The sequence below is a fragment of the Stappia stellulata DSM 5886 genome, from assembly GCF_000423705.1.
Classification (GTDB): domain Bacteria; phylum Pseudomonadota; class Alphaproteobacteria; order Rhizobiales; family Stappiaceae; genus Stappia; species Stappia stellulata.
This window is the reverse complement of record NZ_AUIM01000011.1, coordinates 130,336-147,279: the sequence shown is the minus strand read 5'-3', so window position 1 is coordinate 147,279 and position 16,944 is coordinate 130,336. Positions and strand designations below refer to the sequence as shown.

Below are 16,944 nucleotides of genomic sequence, written 5' to 3'. Positions count from 1 at the left end.
GCGGGGAGGAGAGATGCGATGTTCATTCCGCTGCATGACACCAATCCGCTGCGGCATGTGCAGCGGCAATATGTCACATGGGGCCTGATCCTGGCGAATATCGCGGTCTTCGTGGTCGTTCAGGGCGGAGGGTTTTCCGGGCCGATGTCACAGGCCGCGAGCCTCTCCTACGGGCTGGTGCCGGCGGTGCTCTTCGACATCCGCGATCTCGCGCCGGAGCTTGCCGTCCTGCCCGACGGGGCCTCGCTGGTCACCTATGCCTTCCTGCATGGCGACTGGATGCATCTGGGCGGCAATATGCTGTTTCTCTGGGTCTTCGGCGACAATGTCGAGGATGCGCTGGGGCATTTCCGCTACTTCGTTTTTTATCTTCTGTGTGCCGCGGCCGCGGGTCTGGCGCATGCGGCAATCGCGCCGGCCTCGATTGCTCCGCTTATCGGCGCGTCCGGTGCCGTTGCCGGCGTGATCGGCGCCTATCTCGTGCTGCATCCGAAGGTCAATGTGTGGGTGCTGGCCTTCGGGCGGGTTCCGCTGCGCCTGCCGGCTGCATGGGTGCTGCTCGCATGGATCGGGTTTCAGGTGGTGATGGCGTTCGGAGCCGGGGACGAACAGGTTGCCTGGTGGGCGCATGTGGCCGGTGCCGCCGCGGGGGCGGCGTTGATCATGCTGATGCGGCGACCCGGCGTGGTCTTGTTCGACCGGGGATTATAGGCGCGCGTTTGCGACGCCGCGCAGATCCGTCGGATTTGCGATGGTCGGGCGGTCTGCGCGGCGTTGACACCGCGATGGCGCGTCAGTACGGTCGCCGCCCGACAGTCCAAATGGCAGAATTCAGCCGATGCAGCTGCCGTTACGGCATCTGGTTTCGGCACATGACCGGCGGCTTGCAGGCAGCCGCGCTAGCGGGAGGTTGAAAACCCCATGAAGATCCTTGTCCCCGTCAAGCGGGTGATTGACTACAACGTCAAAGTGCGGGTGAAGGCGGATGGCTCCGGCGTCGACCTGGCCAACGTCAAGATGTCGATGAACCCCTTCGACGAGATCGCCGTCGAAGAGGCGATCCGCTTGCGCGAGGCCGGCAAGGCGGAGGAGATTGTCGTCGTGTCCGTCGGTCCGCAGCAGGCGCAGGAAACCCTGCGCACGGGGCTTGCCATGGGCGCGGATCGCGGCATCCTGGTCAAGACCGACCAGACCACGGAGCCGCTTGCGGTCGCGAAGATCCTCAAGGCCATCGTCGAGGAAGAGGCCCCTGGCCTTGTCATTCTCGGCAAGCAGGCGATCGATGACGACTGCAACCAGACAGGCCAGATGCTGGCGGCACTTCTTGGCTGGTCGCAGGGCACCTTCGCCTCCAATGTGGATCTCGGCGAGGGCACAGTCGACGTGACCCGCGAGGTCGATGGCGGCCTGCAGACGGTCAAGCTGACGATGCCCGCCGTGGTCACCACGGACCTGCGCCTCAACGAGCCGCGCTATGCTTCGCTTCCCAACATCATGAAGGCGAAGAAGAAGCCGATCGCGGAGAAGACCCCGGAAGACTGCGGCGTCGACATTGCCCCGCGTCTGGAGATTCTCAAGACCACGGAGCCGCCCGCACGCGAGGCCGGCATCAAGGTCGGCAGCGTTGCCGAGCTGGTCGAGAAGCTCAAATCCGAAGCCGGCGTCATCTGAGCGCTCACGACAGGGAGAACAGGACCATGACCACACTTCTTGTTGCCGAGCACAGCAACAGCACTCTCAATGAAGCCACGCACAAGGCGATGACAGCAGCCCTTGCCCTGGGCGGCGACGTCCATGTGCTGGTGGCGGGCACGGATTGCCGCGGGGCCGCGGAAGCGGCCGCGAAGATTTCCGGAGCCGCGAAGGTGCTTGTCGCCGACGGCGACGGTCTGGCCGAACAGCTCGCCGAGCCGATGGCCGATCTGGTGCTATCGCTTGCCGGGGATTACGACGCAATCGTCGCGCCGGCGACCGCAAACGGCAAGAACATCCTGCCGCGCGTTGCCGCCCTGCTCGACGTGATGCAGCTTTCCGACGTCACCGACGTGATCGATGCCTCGACCTTCGAGCGTCCGATCTATGCGGGCAATGCGCTTCAGACGGTGAAGTCGAACGACGCCAAGAAGGTCGTCACCGTGCGCACCGCAAGCTTTGCGGCCGCAGCGGAAGACGGATCGGCGGCGATCGAGGACGTGAGCGCGACAAGCTCGGATCTGTCCAGCTTCGTCGGACAGGAACTGTCGAAGTCGGATCGCCCGGAACTGGCGTCGGCCAAGGTGATCATCTCCGGCGGCCGCGCGCTCGGCTCCAAGGAGAAGTTCGAGGAAGTCATGCTGCCGGTCGCAGATGCGCTGGGCGCGGCTGTGGGCGCGTCGCGTGCGGCCGTCGATGCCGGCTATGCGCCGAACGACTGGCAGGTCGGACAGACCGGCAAGGTCGTCGCCCCCGATCTCTACATCGCCTGCGGCATTTCCGGCGCCATCCAGCATCTGGCCGGCATGAAGGATTCCAAGGTGATCGTGGCGATCAACAAGGACGAGGAAGCCCCGATCTTCCAGGTGGCCGATTACGGTCTGGTCGCGGACCTGTTCGAGGCCCTGCCGGAGTTCAAGGCCGCCGTGGAAGCCGCCAAGAGCTGAGTGTCCCGTTCGGCCAAAGCCGACGGGCGGCCGTGAGAAAAGCGAGAGCCCGCCCGTCCGGCGGGCTCTTTTCGTTGAGCCGCCGCACGGGCGGACTTCCAAGCGGCGAAAGCCGCCCCTCCGGTGTGCGAAAAAGGGAGGGGGGTTCTTGCGGTCAGGGCGGGAAGTTGCGATGAATAGCCCCTCAGTTTTCCAAGAGCGCGATCAAACGCGCTGAACCCAAATCGGAACGAAAAATGGTGGTCGAGATCAAGAAGGTCGGTGTGATCGGCGCGGGCCAGATGGGCAACGGCATCGCGCATGTCTGCGCCGTGGCCGGGTTCGATGTGTGGCTCAACGATATTTCCGTCGACCGGGTCCAGTCCGGACTTGCATCGATCAACGGCAATATGGCGCGTCAGGTCTCCAAGGGCCTGATCACCGAGGACGAACGCACGGCGGCACTCGACCGGCTGAAACCGGCCGAAAGCATGGACGAACTCGCGGATGTCGATCTGGTCATCGAGTCCGCCGTCGAGAACGAGCAGATCAAGCGCAAGATCTTCGCCCAGCTCTGTCCGCTTCTGAAGCCCGAGGCGATCCTCGCCACCAACACCTCCTCGATCTCCATCACCCGGCTGGCGGCAACCACCGACCGTCCGGAGCGCTTCATCGGCATTCACTTCATGAACCCGGTTCCGCTGATGGAGCTGGTGGAGCTGGTGCGCGGCATTGCGACGGAAGACGAGACCTTCGAGGCGTCGAAGGTGTTCACCAGGAAGCTCGGCAAGACCACCGCGGTTGCCGAGGATTTCCCGGCCTTCATGGTCAATCGCATCCTGCTGCCGATGATCAACGAGGCGATCTACACGCTTTATGAGGGCGTCGGGTCGGTGGAAGCCATCGACACGGCGATGAAGCTCGGCGCCAACCATCCGATGGGGCCGTTGCAGCTGGCCGATTTCATCGGTCTCGACACCTGTCTGTCGATCATGCAGGTGCTCTACGAGGGCCTGGCCGACAGCAAGTACCGCCCCTGTCCGCTTCTGGTGAAATATGTCGAGGCCGGCTGGCTCGGCCGCAAGACGCAGCGCGGCTTCTACGATTACCGCGGCGAGACCCCGGTCCCGACGCGCTGACGCAAACGGGACGGAGCGCGTATCCGTCATGACCAACCTTGCGCAGTATTGTCTGACGCAGGCGGATCCGGCCCCCGCGCGCGACGCGCTTCTGGTGCTTGGCCCCGGGGCCGTCGTGCGGGAACGCTGGACTTACGGCGATCTGAGCGCGGCCATTCACGCCGTGGCCGGCGGCCTCGGCAAACTGGGCCTCGAGCCGGGGACGCGTGTCCTGCTGCGGCTTGGCCATTCCAGCGATTTTCCCCTGATGTTCTTCGGTGCGATCGGCGCCGGTCTCGTGCCGGTGCCGACGTCGGCGATGCTGACCTCCGACGAGTGCAACGCGCTCCTCGCCGACAGCGGGGCGGCGCTCGTCCTGCACGACGGCCACACGACGTTGCCCTCCGATCCTGGCACAACGCATTTGCTGGGGCCGGAAGAGCTCCTCGCGCTCAAGCAGGCCGCTCCGGTCCCGTTTCTCGAGCTCGACGACGATGCGCCGGCCTTTCTGGTCTACACTTCGGGCACCAGCGGACGGGCGAAGGGCGTGTTGCATGCGCAGCGCTCGGCCCGCGGACGCGCGCCGATGGCGCGCGGCTGGTACGGCATCGGGCCGGAAGATCGGCTGCTGCATGCGGGCGCCTTCAACTGGACATACACGCTGGGTGTCGGGCTGATGGATCCCTGGGCGAACGGGGCGACGAGCCTGGTCTATGACGGTCCGCGCGATCCGGAGGTCTGGCCGGAGCTGATCGAGGCGAGCGGCGCGACGCTGTTTGCGGCCGTGCCGAGCCTCTACCGGCGCATCCTCAAGTATGGCGACATCCGGCGGGGCAGCTTTCCGGCCCTGCGCCACGGGCTGACGGCGGGCGAGGCACTGGCCCCGGCCCTGCATGCCGAGTGGTGCGAGGCAACCGGGCGGCCGCTTTACGAGGCGCTCGGCATGAGCGAGATCTCCACCTATGTCTCAAGCGGCCCGGACACGCCGACGCGCCCGGGCAGTCCGGGGCGCGCCCAGCCCGGGCGGCGGATCGCGATCCTCGATCCCGACAGCGGGGACGCGACGCCGCTTGCCCCGGGGGAGACGGGGTTGCTTGCGATTCACAACAGCGATCCGGGCCTGATGCTGCGCTACTGGGGGCGGCCGGAGGACACGGCGGCGGCCTTTCGCGGGGACTGGTTTTTGACCGGCGACCGGGCGTCGATCGATCGGCAAGGCTATATCTGGTACGGCGGGCGGACCGACGACGTCATGAACGCCTTCGGCTACCGGGTGGCGCCGCAGGAGGTGGAACACGCGCTGCTTGCCCATCCGGACATCCAGGACGTTGCGGTCACCGATGTGGAGGCCGCGCCGGGCGTGCGTTTGATCACCGCCTTTGTCATCCTGAGCGAGGGCGCGCATGCCGACGAAACCGCACTGGCGACCCATGCAGCGAGCCATCTGGCGGAATACAAGCGGCCGAAGGCCTATCGCTTTGTCGCGACCCTGCCGCGGACGCCGTCCGGAAAGCTCAGGCGCAAGGACCTGACGTCCGGCACGCCTGCGCGCGGGTAGAGGCAAGAGGACGACAGGTTTAACCGGAGCTTAACGCCTGTCGGGCTAGGAAAAGGGGCAAGTCTCAGGAGTCTTTCATGTCCAGCGTTGCCGGTGCCATGGTTGCCGCCTCACAGGCCCAGACCCAAACCTCGCTTGCCGCCACGTTTCTCAAGCAGAACGCGAGTGCGGAAGCCGGGCTTGTCGCCGTTCTGGAACAAAACGCCGAAATGGCCGCCGCTGCCGCCAAGGCGCCGCCGGCCGCCGGGATGGGCGGCCGGGTCGACGTCTCGGTCTGATCTTCCTTCAAATCCCGCTTTCGCCAAGCGCTGCGCGGATGAGCGCCTTGGCGTCGTCGCTTGCCCATTCGGCCGGCCCCATCAACGTGCCGATCTCGCATCCGTTCTTGTCGATCAGCATGGTCGAGGGCAGGCCGGGCGCGCGCCCGCGCGAGCGCGCGGTCTGGAAGATCTGCATCGTCGGATCGGCATAGAATGCCAGCTGCGAGACGCCGATGTCCTTCAGGAAGGCCTTGGGCTTTTCATCCGACCCGCGGTCGACGCTGACGGTCACCACCTCGAAATCCTCGCTGCCAAGTTCGGCCTGGAGCGCGTCGAGCGCGGGCATTTCCTCGCGGCAGGGCGCGCACCAGGTTGCCCAGAGGTTCAGGAGCACCGTCCGACCGGCGAAATCGCCGATGGTGCGGTCGGCGCCGGTGTCGTCCTTGAACGAAAGATCGGCGAGCGACAGCGCCTTGCTGGCCGGAAGGAAGGCTGCGACTTCGCCGGTCGCCTTCGGCGCGACGGCTTCGGCCAGCTGCAGGGCGCCCGTGCAGCTTGCAGCCTGCTGTCGGTTGCCATCCGGGCCGCCGATCACGTATACCGCCGCCAGTCCTGCCAGAAGTACGAAGGCTGCGAGAGCAGCAAAGACGATCGGGCGGGTTCGCCGGGTCTTAGGTCCGTTGGTCATCTATCCATTATCCGTCCGTCAAGGGCGCCAGAAGGGCAAGTTCATGAGCAATCGCATGTGGGGAGGCCGGTTCGCGGAAGGCCCGGACGCCATCATGGAGGAGATCAACGCCTCCATCGATTACGATCGCAAGCTCTACTCCCAGGATATAGAGGGTTCGAAGGCCCATGTCCGCATGCTCGCGGCGCGCGAAATTGTCGCCGCTGACGATGCTGAGAAGATCGCTCACGGTCTAGACACGATCCGGTCAGAAATCGAGTCCGGCGGCTTCTCCTTCCAGCGCTCGCTGGAAGACATTCACATGAATATCGAGGCGCGGCTGGCCGAACTGATCGGGCCGACGGCCGGACGGCTGCACACGGCGCGCTCGCGCAACGACCAGGTCGCCACCGATTTCCGCATGTGGGTGCGCGATACGCTGGACACGCTCGACGACCAGCTGACCGCCCTGATCCAGGGGCTTTCGGAGCGCGCGCTGGAGCATGCCGGCGACGTGATGCCGGGCTTCACGCATTTGCAGTCGGCCCAGCCGGTAACCTTCGGCCATCACCTTCTTGCCTATGTCGAGATGTTTGCCCGCGACCGCAGCCGCATGCGCGATGCGCGCGCGCGCATGAACGAATGTCCGCTCGGCTCCGCCGCCCTTGCCGGAACCTCCTTCCCGATCGACCGGGAGATGACGGCGAACAGCCTCGGCTTCGACCGTCCGACGGCGAATTCCCTCGATGCGGTGTCCGACCGCGACTTCATCATCGAGTCTCTTGGCGCGGCCTCCATATGTTCGATGCATCTGTCGCGGCTCGCCGAAGAGATCGTCATCTGGTGTTCCGCCCAGTTCGGTTTCGTCACCTTGTCGGACAAGTTCTCGACCGGCTCCTCGATCATGCCGCAGAAGAAGAACCCGGATGCGGCCGAGCTGGTCCGCGCCAAGACCGGGCGGATCTACGGATCGCTGACCGCCCTTCTCGTGATGATGAAGGGCCTACCGCTCGCCTATTCCAAGGACATGCAGGAAGACAAGGAACAGGCGTTCGACGGTCTGCCCAGCCTGTCGCTGGCGCTTGCGGCGATGACGGGCATGGTCGCGGACCTGCAGCCCAACACGAAGGCAATGAAACAGGCCGCCGGCTCGGGCTATTCCACGGCCACGGATCTCGCCGACTGGCTGGTCCGGGTGCTCGGCATGCCGTTCCGCGATGCGCATCACGTGACGGGACGCATCGTGGCGCTCGGCGTGGAGCGCGGCGTGGCGCTGCACAAGCTGCCGCTCGCCGACCTGCAGGCCATCGAGCCGCGCATCACGGCGGATCTCTTTTCCGTGCTGACCGTCGACAAGTCCGTGCGCTCGCGCACAAGCTACGGCGGGACGGCACCTGCCAACGTGCGCAAGCAGGCGCGCCGCTGGCTGAAGACACTGGAACGCGAGGCGCGCACGCGCGCTTCCTGACGGTGCGAGGCGGCCCCGGCCGGCCTCCGGCCCGTGGCGCAACGCGAAAGGGTTGCGGGGCATCGCGCCGCATGCGAGGAAACGCAGGCAGGAACGCGCGAGAGCCTCGCGCAGCGAGACGGGAGTGCAGCGGATCATGGGCAGGGGTAGGGTCTTCGGCCCGGTGAAGGGCGGCGTGCTGGTCGCGGTCGTTCTCGCGCTGACATTGGCCGGCTGTGGCCGTCGGGGCGCGCTCGACGCGCCGGCAAGCGTGGACCCGGCGGTGTCGGTTGGCGTTGCCGGTCAACCGCAAGACGTCCAGCCGTCCGGCCGCGACGACAGGCGCTTCGTGCTCGATTCCATCATCTGACCGGCAACGGGCCTTGCGGCCCTTGCCGCCCGCTGGTTTCCGACCAATAAAAACTAATCCCACGCGCAGGCCCGCGGGGCCGGTCAGCGGCCGGCAAACCGGCGACGCTGCGGCGCGCAGATCACAGGCAGGAACGACCCGTGCATCACTTCGATTATGTGAATGATCGGCTGCATGCCGAAGACGTGCCGCTCGAAGCGATCGCGGCCCGGGTGGGGACGCCCTTCTACTGCTATTCGACGGCGACCCTCACCCGCCACTACCAGGTGTTCAAGGAGGCCTTTGCCGGCATTCCGACGCTTGTATGTTACGCGATGAAGGCCAATTCCAACCAGGCGGTGCTGACCACCCTGGCCCGGCTCGGCGCGGGGATGGATGTGGTTTCCGAGGGCGAATTGCGTCGGGCCCGCGCGGCCGGCGTGCCGGCCGACCGCATCATGTTCTCCGGTGTCGGCAAGACGGAACGGGAACAGGCGCTGGCGCTGGACGAAGACATTTTGTGCTTCAACGTTGAAAGCGAACCCGAGCTTGTGCAGCTTTCGCGTGTCGCCGTCGAAAAGGGAAAGACCGCCCGCGTGTCGCTGCGGATCAACCCGGATGTCGATGCGCGCACCCACGCCAAGATCGCCACCGGCAAGGCGGAGAACAAGTTCGGCATTCCCTGGGGGCGGGCCGGCGCGGTCTATGAGCAGGCCGCCGGGCTTCCCGGTATCCAGGTGTCGGGCATCGACATGCACATCGGCTCGCAGATCACCGAGCTTGAACCGTTCGATGCCGCCTTCTCGCGCCTCGGCGGATTGATCGCGGATCTGCGCGGCGCCGGCCATGTCATCGACCATGTCGACCTTGGCGGCGGGCTGGGCATTCCCTATCACGACAACAACGAACCGCCGCCCCTTCCCGATGCTTATGCGCAGGTGGTGCGCAAACATGTGGAACATCTTGATTGCAAGGTGATTTTCGAACCCGGGCGGATGATTGCAGGCAATGCGGGCATCCTTGTCACCGAGGTCATCTACGTGAAGGAAGGGGCCGACAAGGCCTTCGTCATCGTCGACGCGGCGATGAACGACCTGATCCGGCCGACGCTCTACGACGCCTTTCATGCCATCAAGCCGGTGGTTCGGCATGCGTCCGACCATCCGCGGATGCGTGCCGACATTGTCGGTCCGGTGTGCGAAACCGGCGACTACCTCGGGCAGGACCGGGAGATGGAGCAGGTGGCGGCCGGCGATCTGCTCGCCGTTCTGTCGGCCGGCGCCTATGGCGCGGTGCAGGCGTGTACCTACAACAGCCGCTTGCTGATACCCGAGGTTCTGGTCGACGGCGATCGCTTCGCGGTGGTGCGTCCGCGGCCGAGCTATGAGGACATGCTGGCGCTCGATGTGCTGCCGGAGTGGCTCGCGAAGCCCTGAATTGTCTTGGTGGTCGCGTCCATGCCTTGCCAAGCGCACCAAAACGCCCCACCCTTAGGTGTCGGGCTGAGTTCGGGGGATGTTTGGTCGGGTTGAACGGGCCGTGGAGGCAGGGCACTTGAGCGAAGCGTTACCGCCGGACTTGAACGACGATGTTGCCCCCCGCGCGGGCACCGACGATGCGCCCAGGCGGCTGGAGCGTGCGTTGCTGCAGGCCTCCGCCTCGCTTTGGTGGGAACGTGTGTGGCCCACCCTGCAGGGCGTCCTCATCGTCGCCGCGCTTTACGTCGGGCTCTCCTGGCTCGGCCTTTGGACGCTGCTGCCTGCCTGGCTTTCGCTGATTGTCGCTTTCGGTTTTCTGGCTACAGCCCTTTGGGTCGCCCGTCCTCTTCTCGCTGCAAGATGGCCCGGGCGGGCCGAGGCACTGGCTCGGGTGGAGCGTATCTCCGGGTTTTCGCACCGGCCGCTCGCCGCGCTCGATGACCGTCTGTTCGATGCCGGCGATACGCCGCAGACCCGCGCCCTGTGGCTGCTGCATCAGCGCCGGGCGCGTGCAGCCCTCGACGCGCTCAAGGCGGGCACGCCCCGCCCGGAGGCCTTTCGCAAGGATCCCTATGCGCTGCGGGCGCTGGCGGCCATGCTGGTCGTGGTCGGGTTTTTCACCGCCAGTGGCGTGCACTGGCAGCGGCTGCTGCCGGTCGCGCCGCAAGCCGACGCCGCACCGGCTGCGCCCTTGCGGATCGATGCGTGGATCACACCGCCTGTCTATACCGGGCGTGCGCCGGTGTTTCTCACCGGGGCATCGGCCGGATTGCGCGACAGCGACCAGCCCGTCAGCGTGCCGGAAGGCAGCGAATTGATCGTTCGCGCCCAGGGCGTGACCGATCTCGACGTTCGGCTTGTCGGCACCGGCGGCCCCACGCCGATGGAGGCCGGTCCGGAGACGCCCGCATCGGTAAATCTGCGCCATATGCTCGACGCGTCCGCGGATCTGGAGATCCGTAACGGTGGCGACCTGGTGAATGCCTGGCGCATTGCGATCGAACCGGACGCCGCTCCCACCATCCGGCTTCTCGACGATCCGGAAGAGCAGTTCAGCGGCGCGCTCAAGCTCAGCTATCTCGCGGACGACGACCACGGCCTGGTGTCGGCGGCGGCCTCGATCCGGCCCGTGCGTGTGCTCGGTCTCGACCGCAAGGAAAAGACCCGCCCGCTGGTGGCGGCGCCGGAGTTTCCCCTTTCCCTGGCCGCAGGCGAGCGCAAGAGCGGCGCCGGGGAGACGATCCGCGACCTCACCAGCCATCCCTGGGCCGGATCCGAGGTGGAACTGGTGCTCTCCGCCCGGGACCATGCGGGGCAGGCCGGCTACTCGACGCCGCATCGCTTCACGTTGCCGCAGCGCCGCTTTTCCAAGCCGCTGGCGCGGGCAATCGTCGAACAGCGCCGCGACCTCGCGCTCGATGCCAATGCGCAGATGCGCGTCGTCGATGCGTTCGATGGGCTGATGCTGGCGCCGGAGAGGTTCATCGACGACGCCAAGACCTATCTCGGCATGGATTTCGCCCGCACGCGCCTGATTGCCGCCACAACGGACGACGAGTTGCGGGAGGCGGTGGACCTGCTCTGGGATCTGGCGCTGACCATCGAGGACGGTGACCTCTCGCTTGCCGAGCGGGCCTTGCGCAATGCGCAGGAGGCGCTTCGCCGGGCGCTTGAGGAGGGCGCTTCGGACGAGGAAATCGCGCGGCTGACGCAGGAATTGCGCGAGGCGATGAGCGAGTATTTCCAGGCGCTTGCCGAACAGATGCGGCAAAATCCGCAGGCGATGCAGCAGATGGACCCGAACGCGCAGTCGATGCGCCCGCAGGACCTCGACGAAATGCTGTCGCGCATCGAGGAGCTGGCCAAGACCGGCTCGCGCGATGCCGCGCGCGAACTGTTGGCGCAGATGCAGCGCATGATGGAGAACATGCAGGCCGGCCGGCCGCAGATGATGCAGGACGGCATGACCCAGGAAATGATGGAGGCGCTGAACGAACTTGGCGAGATGATCCAGCGTCAGCAGGAGCTGATGGATCAGACCCACCGATTTGACCAGCAGCAGCAAAATGGCGGCGAGCAACGCCCCGGCCAGCAGCGCCAGCAGGGTCAGCAGCAAGGCCAGATGACTCCGGAGCAACTGGCCGAGGCATTGCGGCAGCTGCAACAGGGGCAGGGTGAGCTCGGTCGGCAATTGCAGCAGCTTCTCGACCAGATGGCGGAGAACGGCATGCCGCAAAACGGCGAGCTGGGCCGGGCGGGCGAGGAAATGGGAAACGCCCGCGACAGTCTCGGCGAAGGCGAGTCCGGTCAGGCGCTCGGACAGCAGGGCAATGCGCTCGAGGCTCTGCGTCAGGGCGCACAGGGGCTGGCGGAACAGATGCTGGGTCAGGGACAGGGGCCCGGCATGGCCGGCCGGCAGGGCAATCCGCAGGACGAGGACCCGCTCGGGCGCCCGCGGCGGACCGAAGGGCCGGACTTCGGCGCGCGGGTGCAAGTTCCCGACGAGATCGATGTCCAGCGCGCAAGGCGCATTCTGGAAGAGCTGCGCAAGCGCTTCTCGGACCCGGGCCGGCCGATGCTGGAACTGGATTATCTGGAACGACTGCTGCGGCGCTATTGACCGCGCGGGACCGCAAACACGATCTGCGCAAAAAAGCGGGGCATCCCGGCCCCGCTCATTATTCTTCCCGGCGAGACATCGCGCCGGCCGCGTTCGAAGACGCGGCTCAGGCGTAGCGGCGCATGGCGGTCTCGTCGCGGGTGATCCCGTTGAGGGCGTCGACCACGGCGCGCCGGATGTCGGCAAGCGAGAACGGCTTGGTCACAACGTCGTGGATCAGTGCATCCAGACCGTTTGCCCGTTCGCGCTGATCCGCAAACCCCGTCATCAGCAGGATGGGCACCTGCGGATGGTCGCGCGCCGCGATCAGGGCGAAGGCGATGCCGTCCATGACCGGCATCTTGATGTCCGAGAGGATCAGATCGAAGTTGCCCTTCTCGCGGGCAAGCGTTTCGGCCGCGGCCGCACCGTCTTCCTCGGCGACCACCTGGTGGCCGTCCAGCTCGAGTGCCCGCTTGACGAAGCTGCGAACCGCCTCGTCATCCTCGGCAACTAGAATATGGGCCATGTCCCTCTCCCATTCTCAAACATTCGCGGTTGCCGCATCATCCTGAACCACATAGCCGATGTACGGGAGCTGGCGCCATTTGTGGCCCATATCCATCCCGTAGCCGACAACGAATCGGTCCGGACACTCGAATCCGACATAATCCGCAGAAATGGCGGATTTGCGGCGCATCGGTTTGTCGAGCAGCGCGGCGATGTGAACCGACCTTGCGCCGCGCTCGGTGAGTCGGTCTCGTGCGAAGGAGAGCGTGCGGCCACTTTCCAGGATGTCATCCACGAGAATCACATCCCGACCGGCCACATCGCTCTCAACATCGCGCAAAACGCGGATTTCCCTTGACTCGGTGCCCGCCCCGTAACTCGACAGATGAATGAACTCCATCTCCGGTTGAAGGCCCGCCTTGTGCATGGCCCGAACCAGATCGGCGGCGAACATGAAACTTCCCTTGAGAACCGCCACGACCAGCAATCCCGAAGGTCGTGCGGCCGCGATCTCGCGTGCGATCTCGTCGACCCGCGCGGCGATCTCGTCGGTGTCGTAAAGGGTGCGAATGTCGGGTGTGTCGGTCATTGAAGTCTGGCCTGTTGTTGTCCGCGCTCGACGAAGCGTACCTGAATATCCGCGGCCAGCTCCGGGGGAGACGACAAGCGGGTGCGAAACCGGGTGGTGGTCCCCGCGTCGAGGCGGCGCAGGCGGGGTTCCAGAACCCAGGCATATATCTCCTGGGCATCCTCGCTGCGCAACGCGAAACGCACGGCCGGAACGAAGGCCGGCTTGCGCTCCACATTCTCGATCGTGCCCTCGATGACGAGAACGATCGTTCCGTTTTCAAGCTCACGAAAGGTGCGCAGGTCCCTGAATTCCAGCCCGCGCAGATTGACGTCGAGACCGGCAAGTGAAAACAGGCCGGCCAGATCGGGCATGCGCGCCACGATCGGATTGCGCAGGCCCACCGCCAGCCCGCAGACTGCGAGCGCGGCCAGAAAAAACACCGCCCCGACCACGCGCCTCGGCCTTATCCGACGCGCGCGCTGCAGGGCCGCGCCCGCGATCCGCTTCGCAATCGCTTCCGGTGGCTTCGTGATTACCTGGATCTTCGGCTTCTTGGCCAAGGTCTCGATGTCGACGGGCTGTGCGGGCGGCGGAGCATCGCTGTCGCCATTTGCCACGGGCAGCGGTTCGGCGAAGGTTTCGGCTTCATCCAGTCCGTCGTCGTCGAATGTGTCGGTAAACGTCCCGTCGGATCCGGCGTCGGCCTCGTCCCCGTCGCCGGACTCTTCCGCGCCGGACAGCGCGGCCGCCCAGTCATCTGAAAGATCGCCGTCGGTTTCGCTCTCCTCAGCATCCCCCTCGCCCGTTTCTGCGGCAAGGGTGTCGCCGTCGACCGGTGCCGCGTGCGCGTCGTCGCCGGCTTCGGCCGGGAGGTCCGTTTCGATGGATGCGGTGTCGGGGCGCGCGTCGTCCGCACCGTCGGCATGCCAGCGGCTGCCGCAGCGCGCGCATTTCACGTTTCTCCCGCCGGGTCCGAGCGCGACCGCGCTGACCTCGTAGGACGTCGAACAGTCCGGGCAGGTGATCTTCATTTTCCGAAGAGGCCTCGTCTTGACCGAACGGGTGAGGTCGCGTTCATTCGCGACCTGTCCGATGCAGTCTCACCTGCTGAGCGTAAACACCGGGCAAACGCCGACGCATTGCGAGCGATGTGCGGCTCGCCGAAGCCCCATCACGCCCCCATATCGTTAATGAAGCGTTAATGAGCAGGGCGTAGGGTCCCTGCAATCAAGCGAAAACGAGGATGCCGTGATCCGATTCGAAAATGTTGGGCTGCGCTACGGCATGGGGCCGGAGGTTCTGCGTGACCTGACCTTTGAGATAAAGCCGCAGTCCTTTCAGTTCCTGACCGGCCCGTCTGGCGCGGGCAAGACCTCTCTCATGCGTCTTTTGTTCCTGTCGCTCACGCCGACACGCGGGCTGGTTCGCGCCTTCGGAAAGGACACATCCGCGCTGCAGAAGAGCCAGATCCCGGCGTTGCGCCGGCGCATCGGCATCGTGTTCCAGGACTTTCGCCTCTTGCAGCATCTGACGACCTACGAGAATGTCGCATTGCCGCTCAGGGTTGCCGGACAGGAGGAAGGCCAGTATCGCTCGGATGTGGTCGAACTGCTGAAATGGGTCGGGCTCGGGGAACGCATGCATGTGCTGCCGCCGGTGCTGTCGGGCGGGGAGAAGCAGCGCGCGGCGATCGCCCGCGCCCTGATCACGCGTCCGGAGCTGCTGCTGGCCGACGAACCGACCGGCAACGTCGATCCGCCGCTTGCGCGCAGGCTCCTGAGGCTTTTCATCGAACTCAACCGGCTGGGCACCTCCGTGGTGATCGCCACTCACGATCTTGCGCTGATGGATCAGGTGCATGCGCGGCGGATGGAACTGGCCGACGGACGGTTGCAGATACATGACTGACGATCCGAACACTCCCGACAGGCCGTCCGGCGGACAGGCAGACCGCCGCACGGGCGCCGCTTCGCGCCCCGGCGCGCGAAATCCATCCGCCTCGAAATCGATGGCGCCGCGGCTGCCGCGTCTCAAACGTCCCGCAAAGAAGCCTGCGAAGCAGCGCCGGGCGGATCCGGATGCGCAATTGCGCCCCTCCGCGCCGATCGTGCCGCCGCAAGCCGTTGCAGGGCGCGCGCTGACGCTGGTCGTTGCCATCATGAGCTTTCTCGCCTGCCTGACGATCGGAATGGTCACGGTCATTCACGACGCGGCCGACGCCTGGTCGAACGATCTGCTGCGCGAGGTGACGATCCAGATCCGTCCGGCCCAGGGCGTGGACATGCTGCGGGAGATCGAAAAGGCGATTTCCATCGCGGAAGCGCGGCCGGGCGTGGGCGCCGTGCGTGCGCTTTCCGACGCGCAGACGCGCGAGCTGCTGCAGCCGTGGCTCGGAACCGGTCTCGACCTGGACACGCTGCCCGTCCCCCGGCTCATCCAGGTGGAAATCGAGGATGGAACGCGGTTCGACCTGACCGGCCTGCGTGTTGCGGTCTCGGACGGTGTCAGCGGCGCCAGCGTCGACGACCACTCGTTGTGGACGGGCCGGCTTGCCTCCATGGCCAATGCCGTCGTGCTGGCCGGACTGGCGATCCTGGCGCTCGTGCTTGCCTCCATGGTGCTGTCAGTGGTCTTTGCCACGCGCGCGGCCATGGCCGGCAACAAGGATGTGGTCGAGGTGCTGCATTTCGTCGGCGCGGAGGACAGTTTTGTCGCCCGCGAGTTTCAGCGCCATTTCCTGCTGCTGGGGCTGAAGGGCGGTCTCGCCGGGGGGGTGAGCGCCTCCGTCGTCTTTGTCGTTCTCGGTTTCTTCGCCGACGGCAACACCGGGTTTGCGGCTATGGAACAGGCGATGGTGCTCTTCGGCGGCGTGTCGGTCGGAGCCGCCGGCTATCTCGGCGTGCTGGCGATCATCTTCCTGGTGACGATCCTCACCGCTGCAACCTCCCGGGTGGCGGTTCGTGCGCATCTGCGCCGCATCGACTGACCTTTCCATGCCGGCCGGTCCCTCGCGCGGACCCAAAACAAAAAAGCGGCCCGGAGGCCGCTTTTCGTTTCGTGTCATCGCGCTTGCGCCGTGACGCCAGCGGCTTATTCCGAAGCATTCTCGGCGGCGGCGGCCTTCGCTGCTGCCTGGGCGGCGGCGCGCTCGGCTTCCTTGGCCGCCTTCGCCGCGGCCAGTTCGACCTTGGTCTCGTCGTTCAGGCGACGGGCACGGGTGTTGGTCGCCTCGACGATACGGGCGGACTTGCCGCGACGGCCGCGCAGGTAATAGAGCTTGGCGCGACGCACCTTGCCGCGCCGGATGACCTCGACGCCTTCCAGCATCGGCGAGAAAATCGGGAACACACGCTCCACGCCTTCGCCGTAGGAAATCTTGCGTACCGTGAAGTTCTCGTTGATGCCGCCGCCGGACCGGGCGATGCACACGCCTTCATAGGCCTGGGTCCGGGTCCGGGTGCCTTCCGTCACGCGCACGTTGACGCGGATGGTGTCACCTGCGGAGAAGGTCGGAAGCTTGCGCACGGCTTCGATCTTCGCCATTTCCTCGGCGTTGAGTTCCTCGATGATGTTCATGGCACTGCCTTTTGGGTCTTGCTCGGTCAGAGCGTCCTCAAGCGTTCCAGACGCCGGGGCGAATTCACCGCGTTTTGGCCGACCGGACGCTCTGCCCGGCTATGGAATATGTTTGGGGCGATCGTTGCCCGGTTGCCGAGGCGGGGAAAGGGCGATCATGCACGCCAAAGTCCGCACGCGGCACCGAAACGAT

The 16,944-nt window shown here is 65.8% G+C and carries 17 protein-coding genes; 12 read left to right on the top strand and 5 right to left on the bottom strand.

Annotated elements, in window-relative coordinates; all coding sequences use genetic code 11:
• The first annotated feature begins 18 nt into the window (after nucleotides 1–18).
• The 6 genes from G572_RS0108165 (at nucleotide 19) to G572_RS0108140 (ending at nucleotide 5,572) form a co-directional block, all read left to right on the top strand.
• The gene (locus G572_RS0108165; RefSeq protein ID WP_029058041.1) at nucleotides 19–711 is read left to right on the top strand and encodes a rhomboid family intramembrane serine protease; all 693 of its coding nucleotides are present in this window, start codon (nucleotides 19–21) and stop codon (nucleotides 709–711) included.
• A gap of 210 nt (nucleotides 712–921) precedes the next feature.
• Nucleotides 922–1,671 (top strand): electron transfer flavoprotein subunit beta/FixA family protein, encoded by a 750-nt coding sequence (locus G572_RS0108160; protein WP_029058040.1) that lies wholly within the window; start codon nucleotides 922–924, stop codon nucleotides 1,669–1,671.
• A 26-nt stretch (nucleotides 1,672–1,697) separates the two neighbouring features.
• Nucleotides 1,698–2,639: an electron transfer flavoprotein subunit alpha/FixB family protein gene (locus G572_RS0108155; RefSeq protein ID WP_029058039.1), complete on the top strand. Its 942-nt coding sequence runs from the start codon at nucleotides 1,698–1,700 to the stop codon at nucleotides 2,637–2,639.
• A 236-nt stretch (nucleotides 2,640–2,875) separates the two neighbouring features.
• On the top strand, nucleotides 2,876–3,757 hold the full coding sequence (locus G572_RS0108150; protein ID WP_029058038.1) for a 3-hydroxybutyryl-CoA dehydrogenase: 882 nt from the start codon (nucleotides 2,876–2,878) through the stop codon (nucleotides 3,755–3,757).
• A 28-nt stretch (nucleotides 3,758–3,785) separates the two neighbouring features.
• Nucleotides 3,786–5,294 carry a class I adenylate-forming enzyme family protein gene (locus G572_RS0108145; protein ID WP_029058037.1) on the top strand — a complete coding sequence of 503 codons (1,509 nt, stop codon included), beginning with the start codon at nucleotides 3,786–3,788 and terminating at the stop codon, nucleotides 5,292–5,294.
• Between the two features lie 77 nt (nucleotides 5,295–5,371).
• Complete coding sequence (locus tag G572_RS0108140) at nucleotides 5,372–5,572, top strand: hypothetical protein (protein ID WP_029058036.1); 201 nt, start codon at nucleotides 5,372–5,374, stop codon at nucleotides 5,570–5,572.
• Nucleotides 5,573–5,579: 7 nt separating this feature from the next.
• Here G572_RS0108140 and tlpA read toward each other — a convergent pair whose 3' ends face one another.
• Nucleotides 5,580–6,242: a thiol:disulfide interchange protein TlpA gene (tlpA, locus tag G572_RS0108135; RefSeq protein ID WP_029058035.1), complete on the bottom strand. Its 663-nt coding sequence runs from the start codon at nucleotides 6,240–6,242 to the stop codon at nucleotides 5,580–5,582.
• Between the two features lie 43 nt (nucleotides 6,243–6,285).
• Here tlpA and argH point away from each other — a divergent pair, with 43 nt between their 5' ends.
• The 4 genes from argH (at nucleotide 6,286) to G572_RS0108115 (ending at nucleotide 12,115) form a co-directional block, all read left to right on the top strand.
• Nucleotides 6,286–7,689: an argininosuccinate lyase gene (gene argH / locus G572_RS0108130; RefSeq protein WP_029058034.1), complete on the top strand. Its 1,404-nt coding sequence runs from the start codon at nucleotides 6,286–6,288 to the stop codon at nucleotides 7,687–7,689.
• Nucleotides 7,690–7,825: 136 nt separating this feature from the next.
• Nucleotides 7,826–8,038, top strand: a complete 213-nt coding sequence (locus G572_RS0108125; protein ID WP_029058033.1) for an LptM family lipoprotein — start codon at nucleotides 7,826–7,828, stop codon at nucleotides 8,036–8,038.
• A 140-nt stretch (nucleotides 8,039–8,178) separates the two neighbouring features.
• Nucleotides 8,179–9,453: a diaminopimelate decarboxylase gene (lysA, locus tag G572_RS0108120; RefSeq protein WP_029058032.1), complete on the top strand. Its 1,275-nt coding sequence runs from the start codon at nucleotides 8,179–8,181 to the stop codon at nucleotides 9,451–9,453.
• A 118-nt stretch (nucleotides 9,454–9,571) separates the two neighbouring features.
• Nucleotides 9,572–12,115 (top strand): TIGR02302 family protein, encoded by a 2,544-nt coding sequence (locus tag G572_RS0108115; RefSeq protein ID WP_208979067.1) that lies wholly within the window; start codon nucleotides 9,572–9,574, stop codon nucleotides 12,113–12,115.
• A gap of 106 nt (nucleotides 12,116–12,221) precedes the next feature.
• On the opposite strand, the gene G572_RS0108110 is transcribed toward G572_RS0108115, so the two are convergent.
• The 3 genes from G572_RS0108110 to G572_RS0108100 are packed head-to-tail and all read right to left on the bottom strand — an operon-like array spanning nucleotide 12,222 to nucleotide 14,206.
• On the bottom strand, nucleotides 12,222–12,623 hold the full coding sequence (locus tag G572_RS0108110; protein ID WP_029058030.1) for a response regulator: 402 nt from the start codon (nucleotides 12,621–12,623) through the stop codon (nucleotides 12,222–12,224).
• Between the two features lie 15 nt (nucleotides 12,624–12,638).
• Complete coding sequence (hpt, locus tag G572_RS0108105; RefSeq protein WP_029058029.1) at nucleotides 12,639–13,193, bottom strand: hypoxanthine phosphoribosyltransferase; 555 nt, start codon at nucleotides 13,191–13,193, stop codon at nucleotides 12,639–12,641.
• The gene (locus G572_RS0108100) at nucleotides 13,190–14,206 is read right to left on the bottom strand and encodes a zinc-ribbon domain-containing protein (RefSeq protein ID WP_029058028.1); all 1,017 of its coding nucleotides are present in this window, start codon (nucleotides 14,204–14,206) and stop codon (nucleotides 13,190–13,192) included. Before G572_RS0108100 ends, hpt begins: the two co-directional genes overlap by 4 nt.
• Nucleotides 14,207–14,423: 217 nt before the next feature.
• Between G572_RS0108100 and ftsE the strand changes: the two genes are divergently transcribed.
• Both ftsE and G572_RS0108090 read left to right on the top strand, forming a co-directional pair.
• The gene (ftsE, locus tag G572_RS0108095) at nucleotides 14,424–15,083 is read left to right on the top strand and encodes a cell division ATP-binding protein FtsE (RefSeq protein WP_029058027.1); all 660 of its coding nucleotides are present in this window, start codon (nucleotides 14,424–14,426) and stop codon (nucleotides 15,081–15,083) included.
• Entirely contained in the window at nucleotides 15,076–16,161 is a 1,086-nt protein-coding gene (locus G572_RS0108090) for a cell division protein FtsX (RefSeq protein WP_245566181.1), read from the top strand. Before ftsE ends, G572_RS0108090 begins: the two co-directional genes overlap by 8 nt.
• Nucleotides 16,162–16,265: 104 nt before the next feature.
• Here G572_RS0108090 and rplS read toward each other — a convergent pair whose 3' ends face one another.
• The gene (gene rplS, locus G572_RS0108085; protein WP_029058025.1) at nucleotides 16,266–16,751 is read right to left on the bottom strand and encodes a 50S ribosomal protein L19; all 486 of its coding nucleotides are present in this window, start codon (nucleotides 16,749–16,751) and stop codon (nucleotides 16,266–16,268) included.
• Nucleotides 16,752–16,944 lie beyond the last annotated feature (193 nt).

Coding starts and splice junctions, on each gene's coding strand:
- G572_RS0108150 (WP_029058038.1), top strand. CDS start 2,876: ATGGTGGTCGAGATCAAGAAGGTCGGTGTGATCGGCGCGGGCCAGATG.
- G572_RS0108110 (WP_029058030.1), bottom strand. CDS start 12,623: ATGGCCCATATTCTAGTTGCCGAGGATGACGAGGCGGTTCGCAGCTTC.
- tlpA (WP_029058035.1), bottom strand. CDS start 6,242: ATGACCAACGGACCTAAGACCCGGCGAACCCGCCCGATCGTCTTTGCT.
- G572_RS0108165 (WP_029058041.1), top strand. CDS start 19: ATGTTCATTCCGCTGCATGACACCAATCCGCTGCGGCATGTGCAGCGG.
- rplS (WP_029058025.1), bottom strand. CDS start 16,751: ATGAACATCATCGAGGAACTCAACGCCGAGGAAATGGCGAAGATCGAA.
- argH (WP_029058034.1), top strand. CDS start 6,286: ATGAGCAATCGCATGTGGGGAGGCCGGTTCGCGGAAGGCCCGGACGCC.
- G572_RS0108145 (WP_029058037.1), top strand. CDS start 3,786: ATGACCAACCTTGCGCAGTATTGTCTGACGCAGGCGGATCCGGCCCCC.
- G572_RS0108090 (WP_245566181.1), top strand. CDS start 15,076: ATGACTGACGATCCGAACACTCCCGACAGGCCGTCCGGCGGACAGGCA.
- G572_RS0108160 (WP_029058040.1), top strand. CDS start 922: ATGAAGATCCTTGTCCCCGTCAAGCGGGTGATTGACTACAACGTCAAA.
- hpt (WP_029058029.1), bottom strand. CDS start 13,193: ATGACCGACACACCCGACATTCGCACCCTTTACGACACCGACGAGATC.
- G572_RS0108140 (WP_029058036.1), top strand. CDS start 5,372: ATGTCCAGCGTTGCCGGTGCCATGGTTGCCGCCTCACAGGCCCAGACC.
- G572_RS0108155 (WP_029058039.1), top strand. CDS start 1,698: ATGACCACACTTCTTGTTGCCGAGCACAGCAACAGCACTCTCAATGAA.
- G572_RS0108100 (WP_029058028.1), bottom strand. CDS start 14,206: ATGAAGATCACCTGCCCGGACTGTTCGACGTCCTACGAGGTCAGCGCG.
- G572_RS0108125 (WP_029058033.1), top strand. CDS start 7,826: ATGGGCAGGGGTAGGGTCTTCGGCCCGGTGAAGGGCGGCGTGCTGGTC.